13 protein-coding genes are annotated in these 16,022 nt (G+C 39.0%); 7 read left to right on the top strand and 6 right to left on the bottom strand.

Annotated features, from left to right (window positions below; all coding sequences use genetic code 11):
- Positions 1-14 precede the first annotated feature (14 nt).
- The 5 genes from kdpB (at position 15) to OQZ33_RS05960 (ending at position 7,213) form a co-directional block, all read left to right on the top strand.
- Positions 15-2,042: a potassium-transporting ATPase subunit KdpB gene (kdpB, locus tag OQZ33_RS05980; RefSeq protein ID WP_265798142.1), complete on the top strand. Its 2,028-nt coding sequence runs from the start codon at positions 15-17 to the stop codon at positions 2,040-2,042.
- Between the two features lie 171 nt (positions 2,043-2,213).
- Positions 2,214-2,774, top strand: coding sequence for a potassium-transporting ATPase subunit KdpC (gene kdpC / locus OQZ33_RS05975; protein ID WP_265798141.1), 561 nt, complete (start codon positions 2,214-2,216; stop codon positions 2,772-2,774).
- A gap of 169 nt (positions 2,775-2,943) precedes the next feature.
- Positions 2,944-4,014 carry a porin gene (locus OQZ33_RS05970; RefSeq protein WP_265798140.1) on the top strand — a complete coding sequence of 357 codons (1,071 nt, stop codon included), beginning with the start codon at positions 2,944-2,946 and terminating at the stop codon, positions 4,012-4,014.
- Between the two features lie 198 nt (positions 4,015-4,212).
- A complete protein-coding gene (locus OQZ33_RS05965) occupies positions 4,213-5,337 on the top strand; it encodes a sensor protein KdpD (RefSeq protein ID WP_265798139.1) in 1,125 nt (374 codons plus the stop codon).
- 118 nt (positions 5,338-5,455) lie between these two features.
- Positions 5,456-7,213 carry an ATP-binding protein gene (locus OQZ33_RS05960; RefSeq protein WP_265798138.1) on the top strand — a complete coding sequence of 586 codons (1,758 nt, stop codon included), beginning with the start codon at positions 5,456-5,458 and terminating at the stop codon, positions 7,211-7,213.
- 78 nt (positions 7,214-7,291) lie between these two features.
- Here OQZ33_RS05960 and OQZ33_RS05955 read toward each other — a convergent pair whose 3' ends face one another.
- The 4 genes from OQZ33_RS05955 to OQZ33_RS05940 form a co-directional block, all read right to left on the bottom strand.
- On the bottom strand, positions 7,292-7,768 hold the full coding sequence (locus tag OQZ33_RS05955; protein ID WP_265798137.1) for an acyl-CoA thioesterase: 477 nt from the start codon (positions 7,766-7,768) through the stop codon (positions 7,292-7,294).
- Between the two features lie 398 nt (positions 7,769-8,166).
- A complete protein-coding gene (locus tag OQZ33_RS05950; RefSeq protein WP_265798136.1) occupies positions 8,167-10,302 on the bottom strand; it encodes a glycoside hydrolase family 97 protein in 2,136 nt (711 codons plus the stop codon).
- A gap of 326 nt (positions 10,303-10,628) precedes the next feature.
- Entirely contained in the window at positions 10,629-11,879 is a 1,251-nt protein-coding gene (locus OQZ33_RS05945) for a DUF2130 domain-containing protein (RefSeq protein ID WP_265798135.1), read from the bottom strand.
- Between the two features lie 91 nt (positions 11,880-11,970).
- On the bottom strand, positions 11,971-12,351 hold the full coding sequence (locus tag OQZ33_RS05940; protein WP_265798134.1) for an OsmC family protein: 381 nt from the start codon (positions 12,349-12,351) through the stop codon (positions 11,971-11,973).
- Positions 12,352-12,789: 438 nt separating this feature from the next.
- Between OQZ33_RS05940 and OQZ33_RS05935 the strand changes: the two genes are divergently transcribed.
- Together OQZ33_RS05935 and OQZ33_RS05930 are read left to right on the top strand one after the other, a co-directional pair.
- Positions 12,790-13,155, top strand: coding sequence for a YtxH domain-containing protein (locus OQZ33_RS05935; protein WP_265798133.1), 366 nt, complete (start codon positions 12,790-12,792; stop codon positions 13,153-13,155).
- Between the two features lie 47 nt (positions 13,156-13,202).
- Positions 13,203-13,946, top strand: coding sequence for a YdcF family protein (locus OQZ33_RS05930; protein WP_265798132.1), 744 nt, complete (start codon positions 13,203-13,205; stop codon positions 13,944-13,946).
- Positions 13,947-14,117: 171 nt separating this feature from the next.
- Here OQZ33_RS05930 and obgE read toward each other — a convergent pair whose 3' ends face one another.
- Both obgE and OQZ33_RS05920 read right to left on the bottom strand, forming a co-directional pair.
- On the bottom strand, positions 14,118-15,113 hold the full coding sequence (gene obgE, locus OQZ33_RS05925) for a GTPase ObgE (protein WP_265798131.1): 996 nt from the start codon (positions 15,111-15,113) through the stop codon (positions 14,118-14,120).
- Between the two features lie 168 nt (positions 15,114-15,281).
- Complete coding sequence (locus tag OQZ33_RS05920) at positions 15,282-15,851, bottom strand: adenylate kinase (protein ID WP_265798130.1); 570 nt, start codon at positions 15,849-15,851, stop codon at positions 15,282-15,284.
- Positions 15,852-16,022 lie beyond the last annotated feature (171 nt).

The raw sequence follows: 16,022 nt of genomic DNA, 5'->3' as shown, positions 1-16,022 counted from the left end.
AATTAAAACTCAAAATGAAACCCAATAATAAATTGTTCGAACCTGCTTTAGTGCAAACTGCATTGAAACAATCTTTCATCAAACTAGATCCCAGATTAATGGTTCGCAACCCGGTGATGTTTACCGTGGAGGTAGGCACACTCGTGATGGCCTACGTTACGGTCTATTCTTTTAACCACAGCGGACAAGGCTCCTTTCTATATAATTTTTTCATCTTCCTGGTACTTCTGTTAACCGTTTTGTTTGCCAATTTCGCAGAGGCGATTGCCGAAGCAAGAGGAAAAGCCCAGGCCGATACCTTACGTAAAACACGCGAAGAAACGCCAGCAAAAGTACTTTTAGCTAACGGAACGATTGAAATTCGTTCGTCAAATCAATTAAAAAAAGGCGATGTTTTTGTTTGCGAAACGGGTGACACGATTCCAACCGATGGCGAAATTATCGAAGGCATTGCTACCATTGATGAGTCGGCCATTACCGGAGAATCTGCCCCGGTAATTCGTGAATCAGGTGGCGATAAATCTTCAGTGACCGGCGGAACCAAAGTGTTATCTGATGAAATAAAAGTTCAGGTGAGTACAGCTCCAGGCGAAAGTTTTTTAGATAAAATGATTGCTTTGGTAGAAGGTGCGTCCCGCCAGAAAACTCCAAATGAAATCGCGTTAACCATTTTACTGGCCAGTTTTACCTTAGTGTTCATCATCGTTTGTGTAACGTTAAAACCATTTGCCGATTACGCAAATACACCGATTACCATTGCAGCTTTAATTTCACTTTTCGTTTGCTTAATCCCCACTACTATTGGCGGCTTATTATCAGCCATCGGCATTGCCGGAATGGACAGAGCTTTAAGAGCAAACGTGATTACCAAATCAGGTAAAGCGGTGGAAACGGCTGGCGATATTGATGTTCTATTATTGGATAAAACCGGAACGATCACCATCGGAAATCGCAAAGCAACCAACTTCTACCCAACTGCCGGCGTAGTGATTAAAGATTTTACCGATGCATGTGTTTTAAGTTCTTTGGCTGATGAAACACCAGAAGGAAAATCAATTATTGAGTTGGCAAACGAGCAGGGCTTTAAAAATTCAGGCACACCAGCAGGTTCAACATTTATTAAGTTTACAGCCGAAACACGCTCCAGCGGATTAGATACTGCCGACGGAAGAAGGATTAGAAAAGGTGCGTTCGATTCTATTAGGAATATTGTTGAAAAAGCAGGAAATATTTTTCCTTCGGATCTTGCAGACCATGTAAAAAGCATTGCAACCAACGGCGGAACGCCACTAGTGGTTTCTGAAAATGAAAAAGCTTTAGGCGTAATCGAATTGCAGGATATCATTAAACCAGGCATTAGCGAACGGTTTGAGCGTTTACGCAAAATGGGTGTTAAAACAGTAATGGTAACGGGCGATAATCCATTAACTGCTAAATACATCGCCGAAAAAGCAGGTGTAGACGATTTTATCGCAGAAGCAAAACCAGAGGATAAAATGAACTACATTAAAGACGAGCAGGCCTTAGGCAAACTTGTTGCAATGATGGGCGACGGTACCAATGATGCGCCTGCACTTGCGCAGGCAGATGTTGGTGTGGCCATGAATAGCGGAACACAAGCTGCTAAAGAAGCTGGTAACATGGTAGATTTGGACAATGATCCAACCAAATTAATTGAAATTGTAGAAATTGGAAAACAGCTGTTAATTACCCGTGGCACGCTGACTACTTTCTCTATCGCAAACGATGTGGCTAAGTATTTCGCTATTGTTCCTGCCTTATTTATTGCATCCATTCCTGCCTTGCAAAGTTTAAACATTATGGGCTTGCACACACCCGAAAGTGCGATTATGTCGGCAGTGATTTTCAATGCGATTATCATTCCGATACTAATTCCACTGGCGCTTAAAGGCGTGGCTTACAAGCCAATTGGCGCTACGGCTTTGCTCCGCAGAAACTTATTTATCTATGGCATCGGAGGTATTGTCGCTCCGTTTATCGGCATCAAATTAATTGATTTAGTAATTGGCTTATTTGTTTAAAAATGAGGAATAGAGAATAGATTCAATAAATAATGTCAATTAGCCCGTTTACTAATACCTATTTCCTATTTCCAAAATCCATTTCATTAAAAAATTAAAATCTATTCTCTATTCACTATTACCCATTTCCCAATATCAACAACTACTTATTTCTCTTAAAATTTAAATAAAATGAAAAAATACATCATACAATCGCTACGCTTAACCTTAGTTTTAATCGTATTATTATGCATCATCTACCCCATCAGCATTGCTATAGCTGGAAAACTTGCCGCAGGAAACGGCGGGGGCGAGAAAATTGTAAAAAATGGCAAAACAATCGGCTACGAATTATTGGGCCAATCTTTTACCAAACCCGAATACTTCTGGGGCAGACCATCGGCTGTTAATTACAATGCTGCAGGCTCGGCCGGCTCAAACAAAGGACCATCCAATCCTGATTATTTAAAAGAAGTTCAATCCAGAGTTGATACCCTTTTGAAATATAATCCTGGCTTACAAAAATCAAATATTCCTGCTGATATGGTTACGGCATCGGGCAGTGGTTTAGACCCAAATATCTCCGAGCAAGGTGCAGAAATTCAGATAGCAAGAGTAGCCAAAGCTAGAAATATCAGTCAACAAAAAGTGAAGGAATTAGTGGCTATGAACACCCTACAACCTTTATTTGGATTATTCGGTCCATCATCAGTAAATGTTTTGAAACTGAATTTGGCATTAGATAACTTGTAACAAGAATGCCGTCATTGCAAGGCACGAAGCAATCTTAATGCACTCGCTGCTTTATAACTTTCGTTGTAGGATTGCTTCGTGCCTCGCAATGACGACCGTGTAAAAAATCTGTGTAATCCTTAAATCCGTGTAATCATCCCGAAGGAAAATCAGCAATCACTTAATCAAAATGAAAAAATTAATCACCCTTATCGCAACATTAACAGCATCTCTAACTACTTTAGCACAAGATGAACCCAAAGTAAAGTTCTCTGGTTACCTAGAAACTTACTATGGTTACGATTTTAACAAACCAGCCGACCATAACAGACCCGCTTTCATTTACTCGCACAACCGGGCGAATGAAGTGAATTTAAACCTGGGTTTTATCAAAGCAGCTTACGAAAGCAGTTCAATCAGGGCGAATTTAGCGCTGATGGCCGGTACCTACACCAATGCGAATTTAGCCGCAGAGCCTGGCGTACTTAAAAATATTTTTGAAGCTAACGCTGGCGTAAAACTTTCAAAAACAGAAAATCTATGGATTGACGCAGGGATATTTTCCTCACACATCGGATTCGAAAGCGCCGTTTCGAAAGACTGCTGGGTTTTAACCAGAAATATTTCTTCGGAAAACACACCTTATTATGAATCTGGAGCTAAAATCACCTATGGAACAAAAGATGGAAAATTGACGGCCACACTACTCTACCTGAATGGATGGCAAAGAATCACCCGCCAAAATGGAAACAATAAACCTGCGGGTGGCTTGCAGTTAACCTGGAAACCAACGACAAAAATTACGGTAAACTATAGCAATTACCTGGGAACAGAGGGCGCAGATTCCGTTCGCGTAAACCGTTTCTACCACAACATTTATGGTATCTTCCAGCTCAGCGATAAATTCGGACTAACACTCGGTTTGGATTGTGGTACTCAACAGCAATCAAAAGACAATCACAGCAAAAATGAGGTATTTTCTCCGGTAGTTATTGCGCAATACAAATTTGCAGAAAAATGGGCAGTAGCCGGTCGGTTTGAATATTACGAAGACAAAAATGGCATTTTCATATCTACAGGAACAACAAATGGATTTAAAACGAAAGGTTATTCTTTAAACGTAGATTATTCGCCAATTCCAAATGCGGTAGTCAGATTGGAAGGTAAAACCTATGACAGCAAGGACAAAATTTTTGCAAGAGAAAACAATTCCGTTAATGTCAATACAACATTAACAGCAAGTATTGCTGTTTCATTTTAAAAATACTGCCACGGGAGCACTAAAATTACAGAATATTTCGGCGCCAATCTAACGCCTCGGTCTCTGTCCTCACAGACCGAAACGCTAACAAACAAGTAATGGTGTGTGGGGACACAGATCATGGGAAAGAGAAAGTTAGAGTAGTGCTCATTAGTTGCAGATTCTTCGTTCCTCAGAATGACAAAAAGTAAAATATCAATGCAAGAAAAAGACGATTCGGTTAAACATTTTTTCGAACTCATACAAAAATCGAGAAGGGGCAAACTCAAGATTTATATTGGGATGAGTGCCGGTGTAGGCAAAACCTATCGAATGCTGCAGGAAAGCCATGCGCTTTTACGCAACGGCATCGATGTTTGCATTGGCTATGTGGAAACGCACCGGCGGGCAGAAACGGAAGCCTTGATAAATGATTTGCCCCTAATTGCCAGGAAGAAAATTTTTTACCGGGGAAAAGAAATTGAGGAGATGGATTTGCAGGGAATTTTGAATCGGCACCCTGAAATTGTTGTGGTTGATGAACTGGCACACACCAACGCCGGGGGAAGTAAAAACGGCAAACGTTGGCAAGACGTTTTCGATTTGCTGGAAGCTGGCATCAGTGTTATTTCGGCGGTTAATATTCAGCATCTCGAGAGTATCAATGAAGAAATCGAACGCATCACGGGCATCGGCGTAACGGAACGTATTCCCGATAAAATTTTGGAAATTGCTGATGAGATTGTGAATATTGATTTAACGGCTGATGAATTGGTTACGCGTTTAAAAGAAGGCAAAATTTACGACAAAAGTAAAATCGAACAGGCTTTGTCGAATTTTTTTCAGTCAGATAAAATTTTGCAGTTGAGAGAGCTGGCCTTAAAGGAAGTAGTTCATCAGGTGGAGCGGAAAATTAAAACCGAAATACCAAAATCAGTTAAATTGAGGTCGGAAAAGTTTTTAGCCTGCATCTCTTCTAATTCGGAAACTGCTGGTGTGGTTATTCGAAAAACAGCAAGGCTTGCTTCCTACTACCACTCTCCTTGGATGGTACTCTACGTACAAAGTGATGCAGAAAGCTTTGATAAAATCAAGCTTGATAAACAACGCCATCTCATTAACCATTTTAAACTCGCTACAGAACTAGGTGCCGAAGTGGTGAAAACAAAAAGCAATCAAATTACCCAAACCATTATTAACATGGCCACAGAAAAAGAAATCACCACCATTTGTATTGGAAAGCCACATTTAAATATTTTCCAGGTAATCATGCGAACGGCAATTTTTAATCAGCTGTTGCGTAATTTAGCCGCCAAAGAAATTGATTTGGTTATACTTTCTTAAAAATCTAACCGCAAAGCACACAAAGAAAAGGCGCAAAGAACACAAAGACTAGGACAATTAACTTTGCGCTTCTTTGCGGAAAACTTGGCGAGCTTTGCGGTTAACAAATTAAACCATCATGAAAATTAAAACCAAGCTTCGTCTCGGATTTGGGTTCCTCTTTATAATTGTTTTATCCTTCGGATTAATTGCATTGTTTTTTCTAAACGAGCTTTCAGATAAATCAAAAGTAATCCTGAAAGACAATTACAAATCCTTAAAATATGTTGCTGCAATGCGAACTATTTTGGATGAAGGAGTATTTCCTTTATCGAAAAGACAAGCGCAAATATTTGAAGATAACTTAAAAAACGAGGGCCAAAATATCACCGAGAATGGTGAAAAAGTCGCTTATCAAAACCTGGCTTTAGCTTACAAGAAATTGCAGCAACCTACCGGAAAAATCGATTTGAAAACCTTACGATCTGCACTGCAAAGTATCGAAGAAATAAATATGAAAGCCATCTACGACAAAAATGAACTGGCAAACAAAACGTCGGCAAATGCAAATATGTATATTTCCATTGCAGCGGGCTTAAGTTTTTTGATTCTATTTACTTTCATTGTTAATTTCCCTGGCTTTGTGGCTAATCCGTTGGCAGAATTTAGCGATGCCATTAAACAAATCAGCAGGAAAAACTACAAGCAACGTTTGCATTTCAATAATCAAGACGAATTTACAGAACTTGCAGATGCGTTTAACGTCATGGTAAAGAAATTGAACGAGTGGGAAAATAGTAATCTCTCCAAAATAAAGTCGGAAAAATCCAGAATTGAAGCCATTATTGCTCAAATGCAAGATGCCATTATTGGCTTAAATGAAAAAGGCGAAGTGTTATTTTTAAATCATTTGGCAGCAAAGCTGATGAGTGTTGATGAGGAGAAAGTTATCGGGCAGAACATCACCGAACTGGTTAAAAAGAATGAATTGTTCAAAAGAATTACCCAACCCGAAACGGAGGATAAAACCCTTAAAATATATGCCGATGAAAAGGAATCTTACTTCCTTTTGGAAAACCGCGAAATCGTGATCCCAAATTATGATGAGCAGGATGAAAAGGCACTCACCGCATCGTCAAAATCTGCAGGGAGTGTTTATGTGTTAAAAAATATTACTCAATTTAAGGAACTTGATGAAGCCAAAACAAATTTCATTGCTACGGTTTCGCATGAGTTGAAAACTCCGTTATCTTCCATTAAAATGAGTTTGAAACTGCTTAACGATCATCGGGTAGGTTCGGTAAATGAGGAACAGAATCAGCTACTCAACCATATTAAGGAAGATAGTGACAGGCTTCTAAAAATCACCGGTGAATTACTGGATTTATCGCAGGTAGAAACCGGAAATTTGAAGTTAACATTTGCCCTAACCGAGCCAAAGGAAATTGTAAACTATGCATTAGATGCCGTAAAGTTTCAGGCTGAACAGAAACTAATTCAACTCGAACTCAACTGTGCTGAAAATCTACCAAAGGTGAATGCCGATATTCAAAAAACGGCTTGGGTTTTAGTAAACTTTTTATCAAATGCCTTGCGTTATAGTTCAGAAAAATCGAAGGTTGTGATAGATGTTTTTCAAAAAGACAAATTTGTTCAATTCTCGGTAAAAGACTATGGAAAAGGAATTGAAGAGAAATATCAAAAACGATTATTCGACCGCTATTTCCAAGTACCTACTGATGGGCAAAACAAATCTGGTTCTGGATTGGGTTTAGCCATATCAAAAGATTTTATCGAAGCAGAAGACGGAAAAATATGGATAGAAAGTGCGCTTGGCGAAGGCAGTAAGTTTAGTTTTGTGTTGCCAAGTGTAGCTTCTATCGCTACAAGTAACTAAGAAATAAAGAAATGTAATCAATAAATGGGGCCGAAGGGATTCGAACAGTTGTCCATTGTTATTTGAACACTAAATTGGCTAAACAATATAAGGTTCCATTTCTTTATCAATGCTTTTTCTTAACTCCATTAATTTTATAGCATAGCCATGCATAGCAATTTCCTTTTCAGTTTTTGGTTTAAATGCTGGGATTGGTTGCGGCTGGCCCTCATCATTTACCGCCACAAAAACAATGATACAGTGTGTGTTTTTGACAAAATCGGCTTTACCCACAGGTTTTGAATAAGCATCTACAGCGATGTGCATACTGGTTTTACCGGTGTAAATAATTCTCGCTTCCATTTTTACCAGATGCCCGATATGTACGGGATGGAAAAATCGGATGCCGCCTACATAAACCGTTACGCAGTAAGATTCGCTCCATTGCAAAGCACAGGCAAATGCCGCCTGGTCAATCCATTTCATCATCATACCGCCATGAACTTTGCCACCATAATTTACATCAGATGGTTCGCTTAAAAACTGTAGTTCGATGTGATTTTTGGTTCTGGCCATAATTGTGAGTTTGCGTAGATTAAGTTATCAACCGCAAAGTACAAAAAGTGAAAACGCAAAGAAAGAAATTTGGATTTTTTAGATTAAAACTTAACTATTATTGCTCCGATGCATGTTTCGGTGAGGATTAATCTACTTCATAAAAATCAATATAATGGCTTTAAGAACGGTCGTCATTGCTGAGGCACGAAGCAATCCTGGTATGGAAGCTATTAAACTTTTCGCTTTAAGATTGCTTCGTACCTAGCAAGGACGAAAAACCTATCATAAATCACAGAGGAAATCATTTTAATCTGCGGGCGTATTTTTCAAAAAACACCATTAAAAAAGTCGTTCCACTTGGAACGACTTGAACTGAATAAAATCACTGAAAGACCTAACGTTCTTCGCAGTCAAACTTACTTCGCCATGATGCTGATTGCATAACCACCACCCGGCGCACAATTCAGCGTTAATTTTGTTTTATTGGTCACCTCCATTTTACGAATGGTGTAAGCTTTAGGATTAGTTTCGTAATGCGCACCTTTCGCATCAGCATAAATGGTTGCGATATATTTTTTACCGGCATCTAAAAAGCTGAAATCTATTCTCGACGTACGGGCAATTTCATCATTGGTGCGACCCACAAACCAATTGTTTTTGCCTTTGGCTTTACGGGCGAAGGTAATATAATCTCCTGGTTCGGCTTCCAAAACTTTGCTATCATCCCAATCAACCGCCACATCTTTAATAAACTGGAAAGCATCCATGTATTTGTTATAAGTTTCAGGCAAGTCGGCCGCCATTTGCAGCGGACTATACATGGTAACATAAAGTGCAAGCTGACGGGCAAGTGTGCTGTGAACAAATGAATTATTTTCTGGATTATAAGCACTCACCTTCGTTTCGAAAATGCCAGGTGTGTAATCCATCGGACCGCCGATTAAACGAGTAAATGGCAAAATTGTAGTGTGGTCTGCATTGTTACCACCAAATGCCTCATATTCTGTTCCTCTAGCAGATTCATTACCAATTAAATTTGGGTAAGTACGGGCCAAACCAGTCGGCCGAACGGCCTCATGTGCATTTACCATAATTTTATATTCAGCTGCCTTTTGTATGGCATACAAATAATGATTGTTTAACCACTGCCCGTAATGATGTTCGCCACGAGGAATCATATTGCCTACATAACCACTCTTTACTGCATCGTACCCATTGGCTTTCATAAACTTATAAGCAGTATCAATGTGTCTTTCATAGTTACGAACAGAAGAAGAAGTTTCGTGGTGCATTATCATTTTGATGCCTTTGCTTGCTGCATAGCGATGCAATTCTTTCACATCAAAATCAGGGTAAGGAGTTACGAAATCGAAAACATAATCTTTTGTTTTCCCAAACCAATCTTCCCATCCTTCGTTCCAGCCTTCAACCAATACCGCATCCAAGCCATTTTTCGCAGCGAAATCGATGTATTCTTTTACATGAGCGGTGTTTGCAGCATGTTTACCATTTGGTTTTGTTTTAGCATAATCGGTTACGCCAAGTTTTACACTGGTTAAATTATTATAAGCCCAGGTACTTTTTCCGGTGATCATTTCCCACCAAACGCCAACATATTTTGTGGGCTTAATCCATGAAACTTCTTTAAATTTTGTTGGTTCGTTAAGGTTGTAGGTTAATTTAGATGTCAAGATATCACCTGCTTTATCGCCTACGATGATGGTTCTCCATGGTGATAAACACGGCGCTTGCAGATAACCCTTATCCCCTACCGCATCTGGCGTTAACCATGATTCCAAAACCATATTTTTATCGTCGAGATTCAACGACATTAATGAATAGTTGATTAACGCTGCCTCATGAATATTGATGTACAAACCGTCTTTGCTCTTCATCATCAAAGGCGTTTGTAAGCCCGTTGGTGAAAAAGTAGTTTGAGATGCATTTGGTGTTACCGCAGCCTTCATTTTGCTGCGAACTTCTGATAAGTTTGAAGTTACCGTACTGTATTCTTGCGTATCATAATCGCCAGGCAACCAAAATGCTTTGTGATCTCCTGCTAAGGCGAATTGCGTTCTTTCTTCTTTGATTACGAAATAATCAAGATTTTTTTGCTCCGGAAACTCATATCTAAATCCTAAACCATCATTAAATAAGCGCAACCGGATGATGATGAAACGGTTCGTTTCTTTCTGTGTTAATGTTATAGCCAGTTCGTTGTAATGATTTACAATTTCTTTCACTTCTCCCCAGACAGGTTTCCAGGTTTCGTTGAAGGTACTGGCTTTAGAATCGGTAATGGTAAAACCATTTAAAAATGATTTACCGTCTTTTAGTTCTAAACCTAGTTTACTGGTTTTGATTACTTCTTTACCTTTATACTTTAGGCTGTAGGTTGGTACGCCGCTGTCAGTCAATAAAAAACTGGCTACTAAGTTTGCATCCGGCGATTTTAATTCCTGTCCGGAAACGTTCCCGGAAAAAAGAAAAATGCAAATGAATACCAGAAGTTTATAAGGGCTAAGGGATTTGTGGGTTAGGTTTTTATTCACTTTATATAATTTAATTTTTGTAATTCTTTTATTTGGTTTCGTCATTTCTACCTTTCGGAGAAATTTCTAAAGGTCTCTTCATTCCGCTGCGCTTCAATCGGGATGACGTGACGACCGACTTAAAGCAGTTCGCTTAGCCATCTCGTTTGGCTGAATCTACGTTAGCAGTTTTTGTATTTATTTTGCTGTCATTCTGAACGCAGTGAAGAATCCGTAACGAACAGCACTATATAAAATTAACCCACTAATTTCTGTAACTAAATTTTTGGGACCAGCATTCCAGACCATGAGATTCTTCACTGTATTCAGCATGACAAGCTCTTATTTTAATCCAACAGCAATGTTTCATCATCATCGGTTAAACTTAACTGAATACTATCGCTGCCGGCGATTCCTTCAATTGAACCACGAATGTGCGTTGCATTTAACAATACTTTTTCGAGTTGCTTTTCGCGGGCTTTCCACAAACGTTCCATGGCATCGCGTTCGCGTTGGATAGACAACTTCATACTCATAAAACCTTCGCGAATGGCTTTCCATTGCTCTGAAAATTCAGCTCCGGTGAGGTAATCGTAAAGCATGTGCATTTTGTCACCGCGATTTTCCTGCGATTTCATAGCGCTCGACAAACGTAAAATTCCATCACGCAGCACATAAGCCACTGCATTTACTTCTTCAAAAGAGCAAATCCAAACCCCGTCTTTTTGTCCAAAGCAATCCATACCTTTTGGGTAACACTGACTTACAATCACCGCCACATCAACGCCCATGCTTCGCATATCTTTCTTCAGCTTTTCAATCCAGTCGCCACCAAAATCTTTTGTACGCTTGCTTTCATAAATAATTTTCCCGCATTCCTGTCCGAAATTGTTGCGCACCACCTGCACACAATCGGCACCACGAACGCCCTTCCCAACTTCTTCAATCAAATCAAAAGGAAAATTACTGCGCAACAATTCTTCTAAAATCAACTCTTGCACTTCGCCTTGCAGCTGCATGCTGCCCTGCTCGGCCTTACGTTTCATTTCTTCGGCCAGCTTTTTCTGATCATCCAGTTGTTTCTCCAACTCTTTTAAGCGAAGCTGATGTTCGGTATCTTTGATGCTGTTTTTTTCGGCTTCCTGCTTGCGGATTTGCTCTACCAACTCATTGCGTTGCTCCTGCATTTTGCGTTGGAAAGCCAATTCCATCTCCTCTTCCTTAATTTTTAAGCTTTCCTCACGTTTCAGAAACTGAAGTTCCTTTTCCCGTGCCAGTCTTAATTTTTCGGCATTGTCCTTTGCAGAACCTTCCAACATCTGAAGTTTAGTCTCATAATCCGAAGCAATACTTTTACGTAAATTCTCTTCTAAATCGCCCTTGAGTTTGTTTTTCTCTTCAACCAGTTTTGCATCAAAAGCCTTTTGCTGCAGTTGCTTTTCATTTTCTATTGTGGCAAGCTTACGCTGAAATTCTTCATCTTTTTGTTTAGTAAAAGTGACCATTTTCTCACGCAGCTCTTTCTTATAATCTTCGGCCATTGCTTCTTCCATCGGAAAAACATGGGCACAGTTCGGACATTTAATTTCGGTGGCCATATATAATTTTTTTACTTCAGAAAAAACTGAAGTGCTACAAAGATATTAAGACTTTTTAGCATTGTGGGAAACGAGTTTTGCACCGTTACCGTTAAAGCACTTTTGAGCGTACCTCATGCCCAACAGTCAATATTTTGCTTACCGGGCACTTGGAAGCAATAACTTCAAGCCTTTGTTTCTGATCTTCCGATAAATTGCCAGTACACGTTATTTCCTCCAGAAAAACATCTTCTGCATTTTCAATGCCCATATTAACTTCAACCTCAATTTTATCTACAGCCCAACCCTTTCTATCTACATACATGCGCAAAGTAATGGCCACGCAAGAAGCAAGCGACGCCATTAGCAAATCTTTAGGAGCAAATCCTTTGTGTGTTCCGCCTAGTTCTATCGGCTCATCTACAATCACTTCGTGAGATCCGTTTGTTACCGAACAGGCATAATGAGCTTTGTTTATTGTGGCTTTTACCATTTAAAATGTATTTGATTTCAAATATTACGTTTTATTTTAAACATAGCGCTATAATTATTAGAAAATGAAGGGTAATCAACTTCTGGCGGTCTGTAGTCCTGCCATTTGCTTTACTTCGTTGTTAACCCCGAAGGTTAACACTGCGTGCTCGCTCTGTCCCTTAGGTTTATAAACGCTAGCCGGTCCCATAAAAATAACCCTGTTCCTGCAATTTTATTACTCTTTCTCTAATATGTAATTTAACAAACGATAGGTTTTTACCTAGCTGCACAGCTGTTGCCACTTAAACCCGATCTTAGCGAAATGCTCCCGATTTTTTATCGGAGCAGAAGCGAGAGCAGGATCGATTTAAACCAAATGCTGGTGTAATTGCTTTCCAAAACAAAAAATATGAAACATTATTAACTTAGCGTTTGTTGAATTTAAAAGCTCATAATTATGAAATACAGAAAGTTAATCGGAAAATATGTTGCCCACAAATCGACCAATAACGCTCAGGTTGCGTTGGCATTGGTGGCTGGCTTAGCTGCAGGGGCAATAGTAAGTATTTTATTTGCACCAGATAGTGGTTCAGGAACAAGAGGTAAAATTGCCAGTGGCGCAAAAAATTTACGCTACGGATTTCAGGATAAATATAACTTGTTAAAGGAAAAGGTTTTTGGTGTAGAAGCAATAGAAAACGATATTGTAGAACATGAAGTGCCACATTATAAACATACGGTAACCAAAAAACCCAAATCAGATATCAAGGAAATTCTAGAACATTCTCATGATAATGGGCAAGTTCAGGATGGCCAGGGATAACGTACAATTGGCAAAATAACCTTAGTTTTGAAAGGTTATTTTGCTTTATGATTTTTATTTTTTCAAAATTATTACTTTTTCTTCTGCAACCCATCATTTGGGTTTTCGCAGTATTATTATTTGCAATTTTTACGCGAAAAGAGCGGCGGAGGACGATACTTTTTATACTGGCGGCCTCACTGCTCGTTGTTTTTTCGAACAGTTTTTTAATCGGAAAAATATACAATATTTATGAACCCACTTATCCTAAATATCAAAAGTATGATATCGGAATACTACTAGGTGGTTTCTCTAAATCTACCCAACGTGGAAAGCTTGCCGCAAATGAGCGTGGAGATCGGCTTATTCAAACTATTTATTTATTTAAAACGGGTGTAATCAAAAAAATCCTGATTAGTGGTGGTTCCGGAAAACTGATTGGCAAAGAATCTATTGAAGCCGATTATGTAGCGAAATATTTAAAGCAAATTGGGATACCAGACTCATGCGTTTTAATAGAGAATAGAAGCAAGAATACGATTGAAAATGCAAAATATAGTGTAGAACTGATCAACAAAAATAAACGGGACGCAACCGTTTTGGTAATCACCAGTGCATGGCATCTTCCGCGTTCAAAAATGATTTTTGATAAAGCTTTCGATAAGCAATTGGCTTATTACCCAACAGATTACATCGGTAAGGAAAAATATGATATATCAGACTATTACATGCCCAACGCAGATGCGCTAAGCTACTGGCAATTCAGTTTGAAAGAATGGGTTGGATGTTTAGTAGACCGGCTTAGAATTTAGGCTTGATATTAATATGATATTGAAACTTATCGTTTTAAAATACTGAAGTACCCAAAAAATAATTTAAATGGACAGGTTGCGAACTAAACAATGTAACTTGTATGCCCCAAATTCCCTCAACTCTCAACTCTCAACTCTCAACTCTCAACTCTCAACTCTCAACTCTCAACCTTAGCTTTCAATCGCTTTTACAAGCATATCTTTTAGCTCCAATAAGTTTTTTTGTGCCACTGAAGAGATAAAAATCGACGGTATATCTGGCAAATCCTGTTTCATTTCTGCCATCAGTTCTTCATCCAACATATCGGATTTCGTTATGGCCAAAACATGCGGTTTTTGCATAAGTTCAGGATTATAAGATTGAAGCTCACTTTTTAAAATCTCATATTCTTCTTTGATGGTTCTGCTGGTATCTGCAGGAATCATAAATAACAACACCGAATTACGTTCAATGTGACGTAAGAAACGGTAGCCTAAACCTTTACCTTTTGAAGCGCCTTCGATAATTCCCGGAATATCGGCCATGACGAAAGATTTGCCTCCGCGGTAACTTACAATACCCAAATTAGGAACAATTGTGGTAAACGGATAATCTGCAATTTCTGGTTTAGCAGCCGAAACCACGGATAACAAGGTAGATTTTCCAGCGTTTGGAAACCCAACTAATCCTACATCTGCTAAAACTTTCAGTTCAAGGATATTCCAAACCTCTTTTCCCGGCTCACCTGGTTGTGCAAAACGTGGGGTTTGCTGAACTGCGTTTTTGAAATGTGCATTTCCTAAACCGCCACGACCGCCAGCAGTTAAAATTTTAGTTTCACCATCCTTAGTAATTTCAAAAAGAACCTCTCCGGTTTCAGCATCTTTAGCAATTGTTCCCAAAGGAACTTCCAGGATTTCATCTTGGCCTTGCTTGCCGAATTTGTGTGAACTTCCGCCTGCACCACCATCCTGGGCAATGATATGCTTACGATATTTGAGGTGTAATAATGTCCAGATATGAACGCTGCCTTTCACAATGATGTGGCCGCCACGACCACCATCACCTCCATCAGGCCCGCCCATAGAAGTCAAAATATCACGATGTAAATGTGCTGAACCAGCTCCTCCTTTACCAGAACGGCAGCAAATTTTTACATAATCTACGAAATTCGAACCCTGTGACATATTGATTTTAGATTTTAGATTGACGATTTTAGATTAAAAAAATCGATGAACTCTTGTTGTATTTTTTTGTATTAACGAATCTGATTTACAAAAATCGCTAAAAAACAAACATCCGCAAAAAACAACAACTGTTATTTTTGCGGATGTTAAAATTTATATTTTTATCCTTTAAAATTGATCAATTACTGCACAGAGATCATTGTATACATTTCCAATTTCTCCAATGCCGTTTACTTTTTTCAACTTTCCTTGCTCTTCATAATAAGGCAAAACATGGATTGTTTTTTCAAAGTATTCTGAGATCCGCTTTTTTAACTTTTCCGCGTCATCATCCGGTCGGCCACTTGTTTTATGACGTTCAGCTATGCGTTTGGTAAGTTCCGCCTGATCAACATCTAAAGCAATAACTCCAGCAATCTTGCTTCCTTTACGTTCTAAAAACAAATCGAGTTCTATTGCTTGAGGAACGGTACGAGGAAAACCATCAAACACGAAACCTTTTGCATCAGGATTTTTGTCTACTTCTTCTTCAAGCATGGCAATTGTAATTGCATCAGGAACTAACTCTCCATCTGCTAATAATTGACTAACTTTTCTTCCTAATTCTGTTTCACCTTTAACGTGTGCTCTAAAAAGATCGCCTGTTGAAACATGTACCAACTGATATTTTGCAATCAGCTTTTCAGATTGGGTGCCTTTACCCGCCCCTGGAGGGCCAAAGAGAACTAAATTAAGCATTAACGTGGTTTAGGTTGTCTTTAAAATAAACAGTCTTGACAACAAGACATCAACTAATCATGAAAATCGCACAAAGCGCTGCCTTTCAAGGCTGCAAATATATAATTATTAATTTGGATGAGTTTTATAATTAAGAATTTATTTGAAAAACGAGGCAATTTGAAACCTATC

Source organism: Pedobacter sp. MC2016-05 (assembly GCF_026239735.1).
In the GTDB taxonomy this organism is placed as follows: domain Bacteria; phylum Bacteroidota; class Bacteroidia; order Sphingobacteriales; family Sphingobacteriaceae; genus Pedobacter.
This window is presented reverse-complemented; position numbering and strand designations above follow the sequence as displayed.

What these genes read in the sequence shown, in the direction of transcription:
- OQZ33_RS05965 (WP_265798139.1), top strand. Translation starts at nt 4,213, where the DNA reads ATGCAAGAAAAAGACGATTCGGTTAAACATTTTTTCGAACTCATACAA.
- OQZ33_RS05955 (WP_265798137.1), bottom strand. Translation starts at nt 7,768, where the DNA reads ATGGCCAGAACCAAAAATCACATCGAACTACAGTTTTTAAGCGAACCA.
- OQZ33_RS05940 (WP_265798134.1), bottom strand. Translation starts at nt 12,351, where the DNA reads ATGGTAAAAGCCACAATAAACAAAGCTCATTATGCCTGTTCGGTAACA.
- obgE (WP_265798131.1), bottom strand. Translation starts at nt 15,113, where the DNA reads ATGTCACAGGGTTCGAATTTCGTAGATTATGTAAAAATTTGCTGCCGT.
- kdpB (WP_265798142.1), top strand. Translation starts at nt 15, where the DNA reads ATGAAACCCAATAATAAATTGTTCGAACCTGCTTTAGTGCAAACTGCA.
- kdpC (WP_265798141.1), top strand. Translation starts at nt 2,214, where the DNA reads ATGAAAAAATACATCATACAATCGCTACGCTTAACCTTAGTTTTAATC.
- OQZ33_RS05930 (WP_265798132.1), top strand. Translation starts at nt 13,203, where the DNA reads ATGATTTTTATTTTTTCAAAATTATTACTTTTTCTTCTGCAACCCATC.
- OQZ33_RS05935 (WP_265798133.1), top strand. Translation starts at nt 12,790, where the DNA reads ATGAAATACAGAAAGTTAATCGGAAAATATGTTGCCCACAAATCGACC.
- OQZ33_RS05970 (WP_265798140.1), top strand. Translation starts at nt 2,944, where the DNA reads ATGAAAAAATTAATCACCCTTATCGCAACATTAACAGCATCTCTAACT.
- OQZ33_RS05945 (WP_265798135.1), bottom strand. Translation starts at nt 11,879, where the DNA reads ATGGCCACCGAAATTAAATGTCCGAACTGTGCCCATGTTTTTCCGATG.
- OQZ33_RS05920 (WP_265798130.1), bottom strand. Translation starts at nt 15,851, where the DNA reads ATGCTTAATTTAGTTCTCTTTGGCCCTCCAGGGGCGGGTAAAGGCACC.
- OQZ33_RS05960 (WP_265798138.1), top strand. Translation starts at nt 5,456, where the DNA reads ATGAAAATTAAAACCAAGCTTCGTCTCGGATTTGGGTTCCTCTTTATA.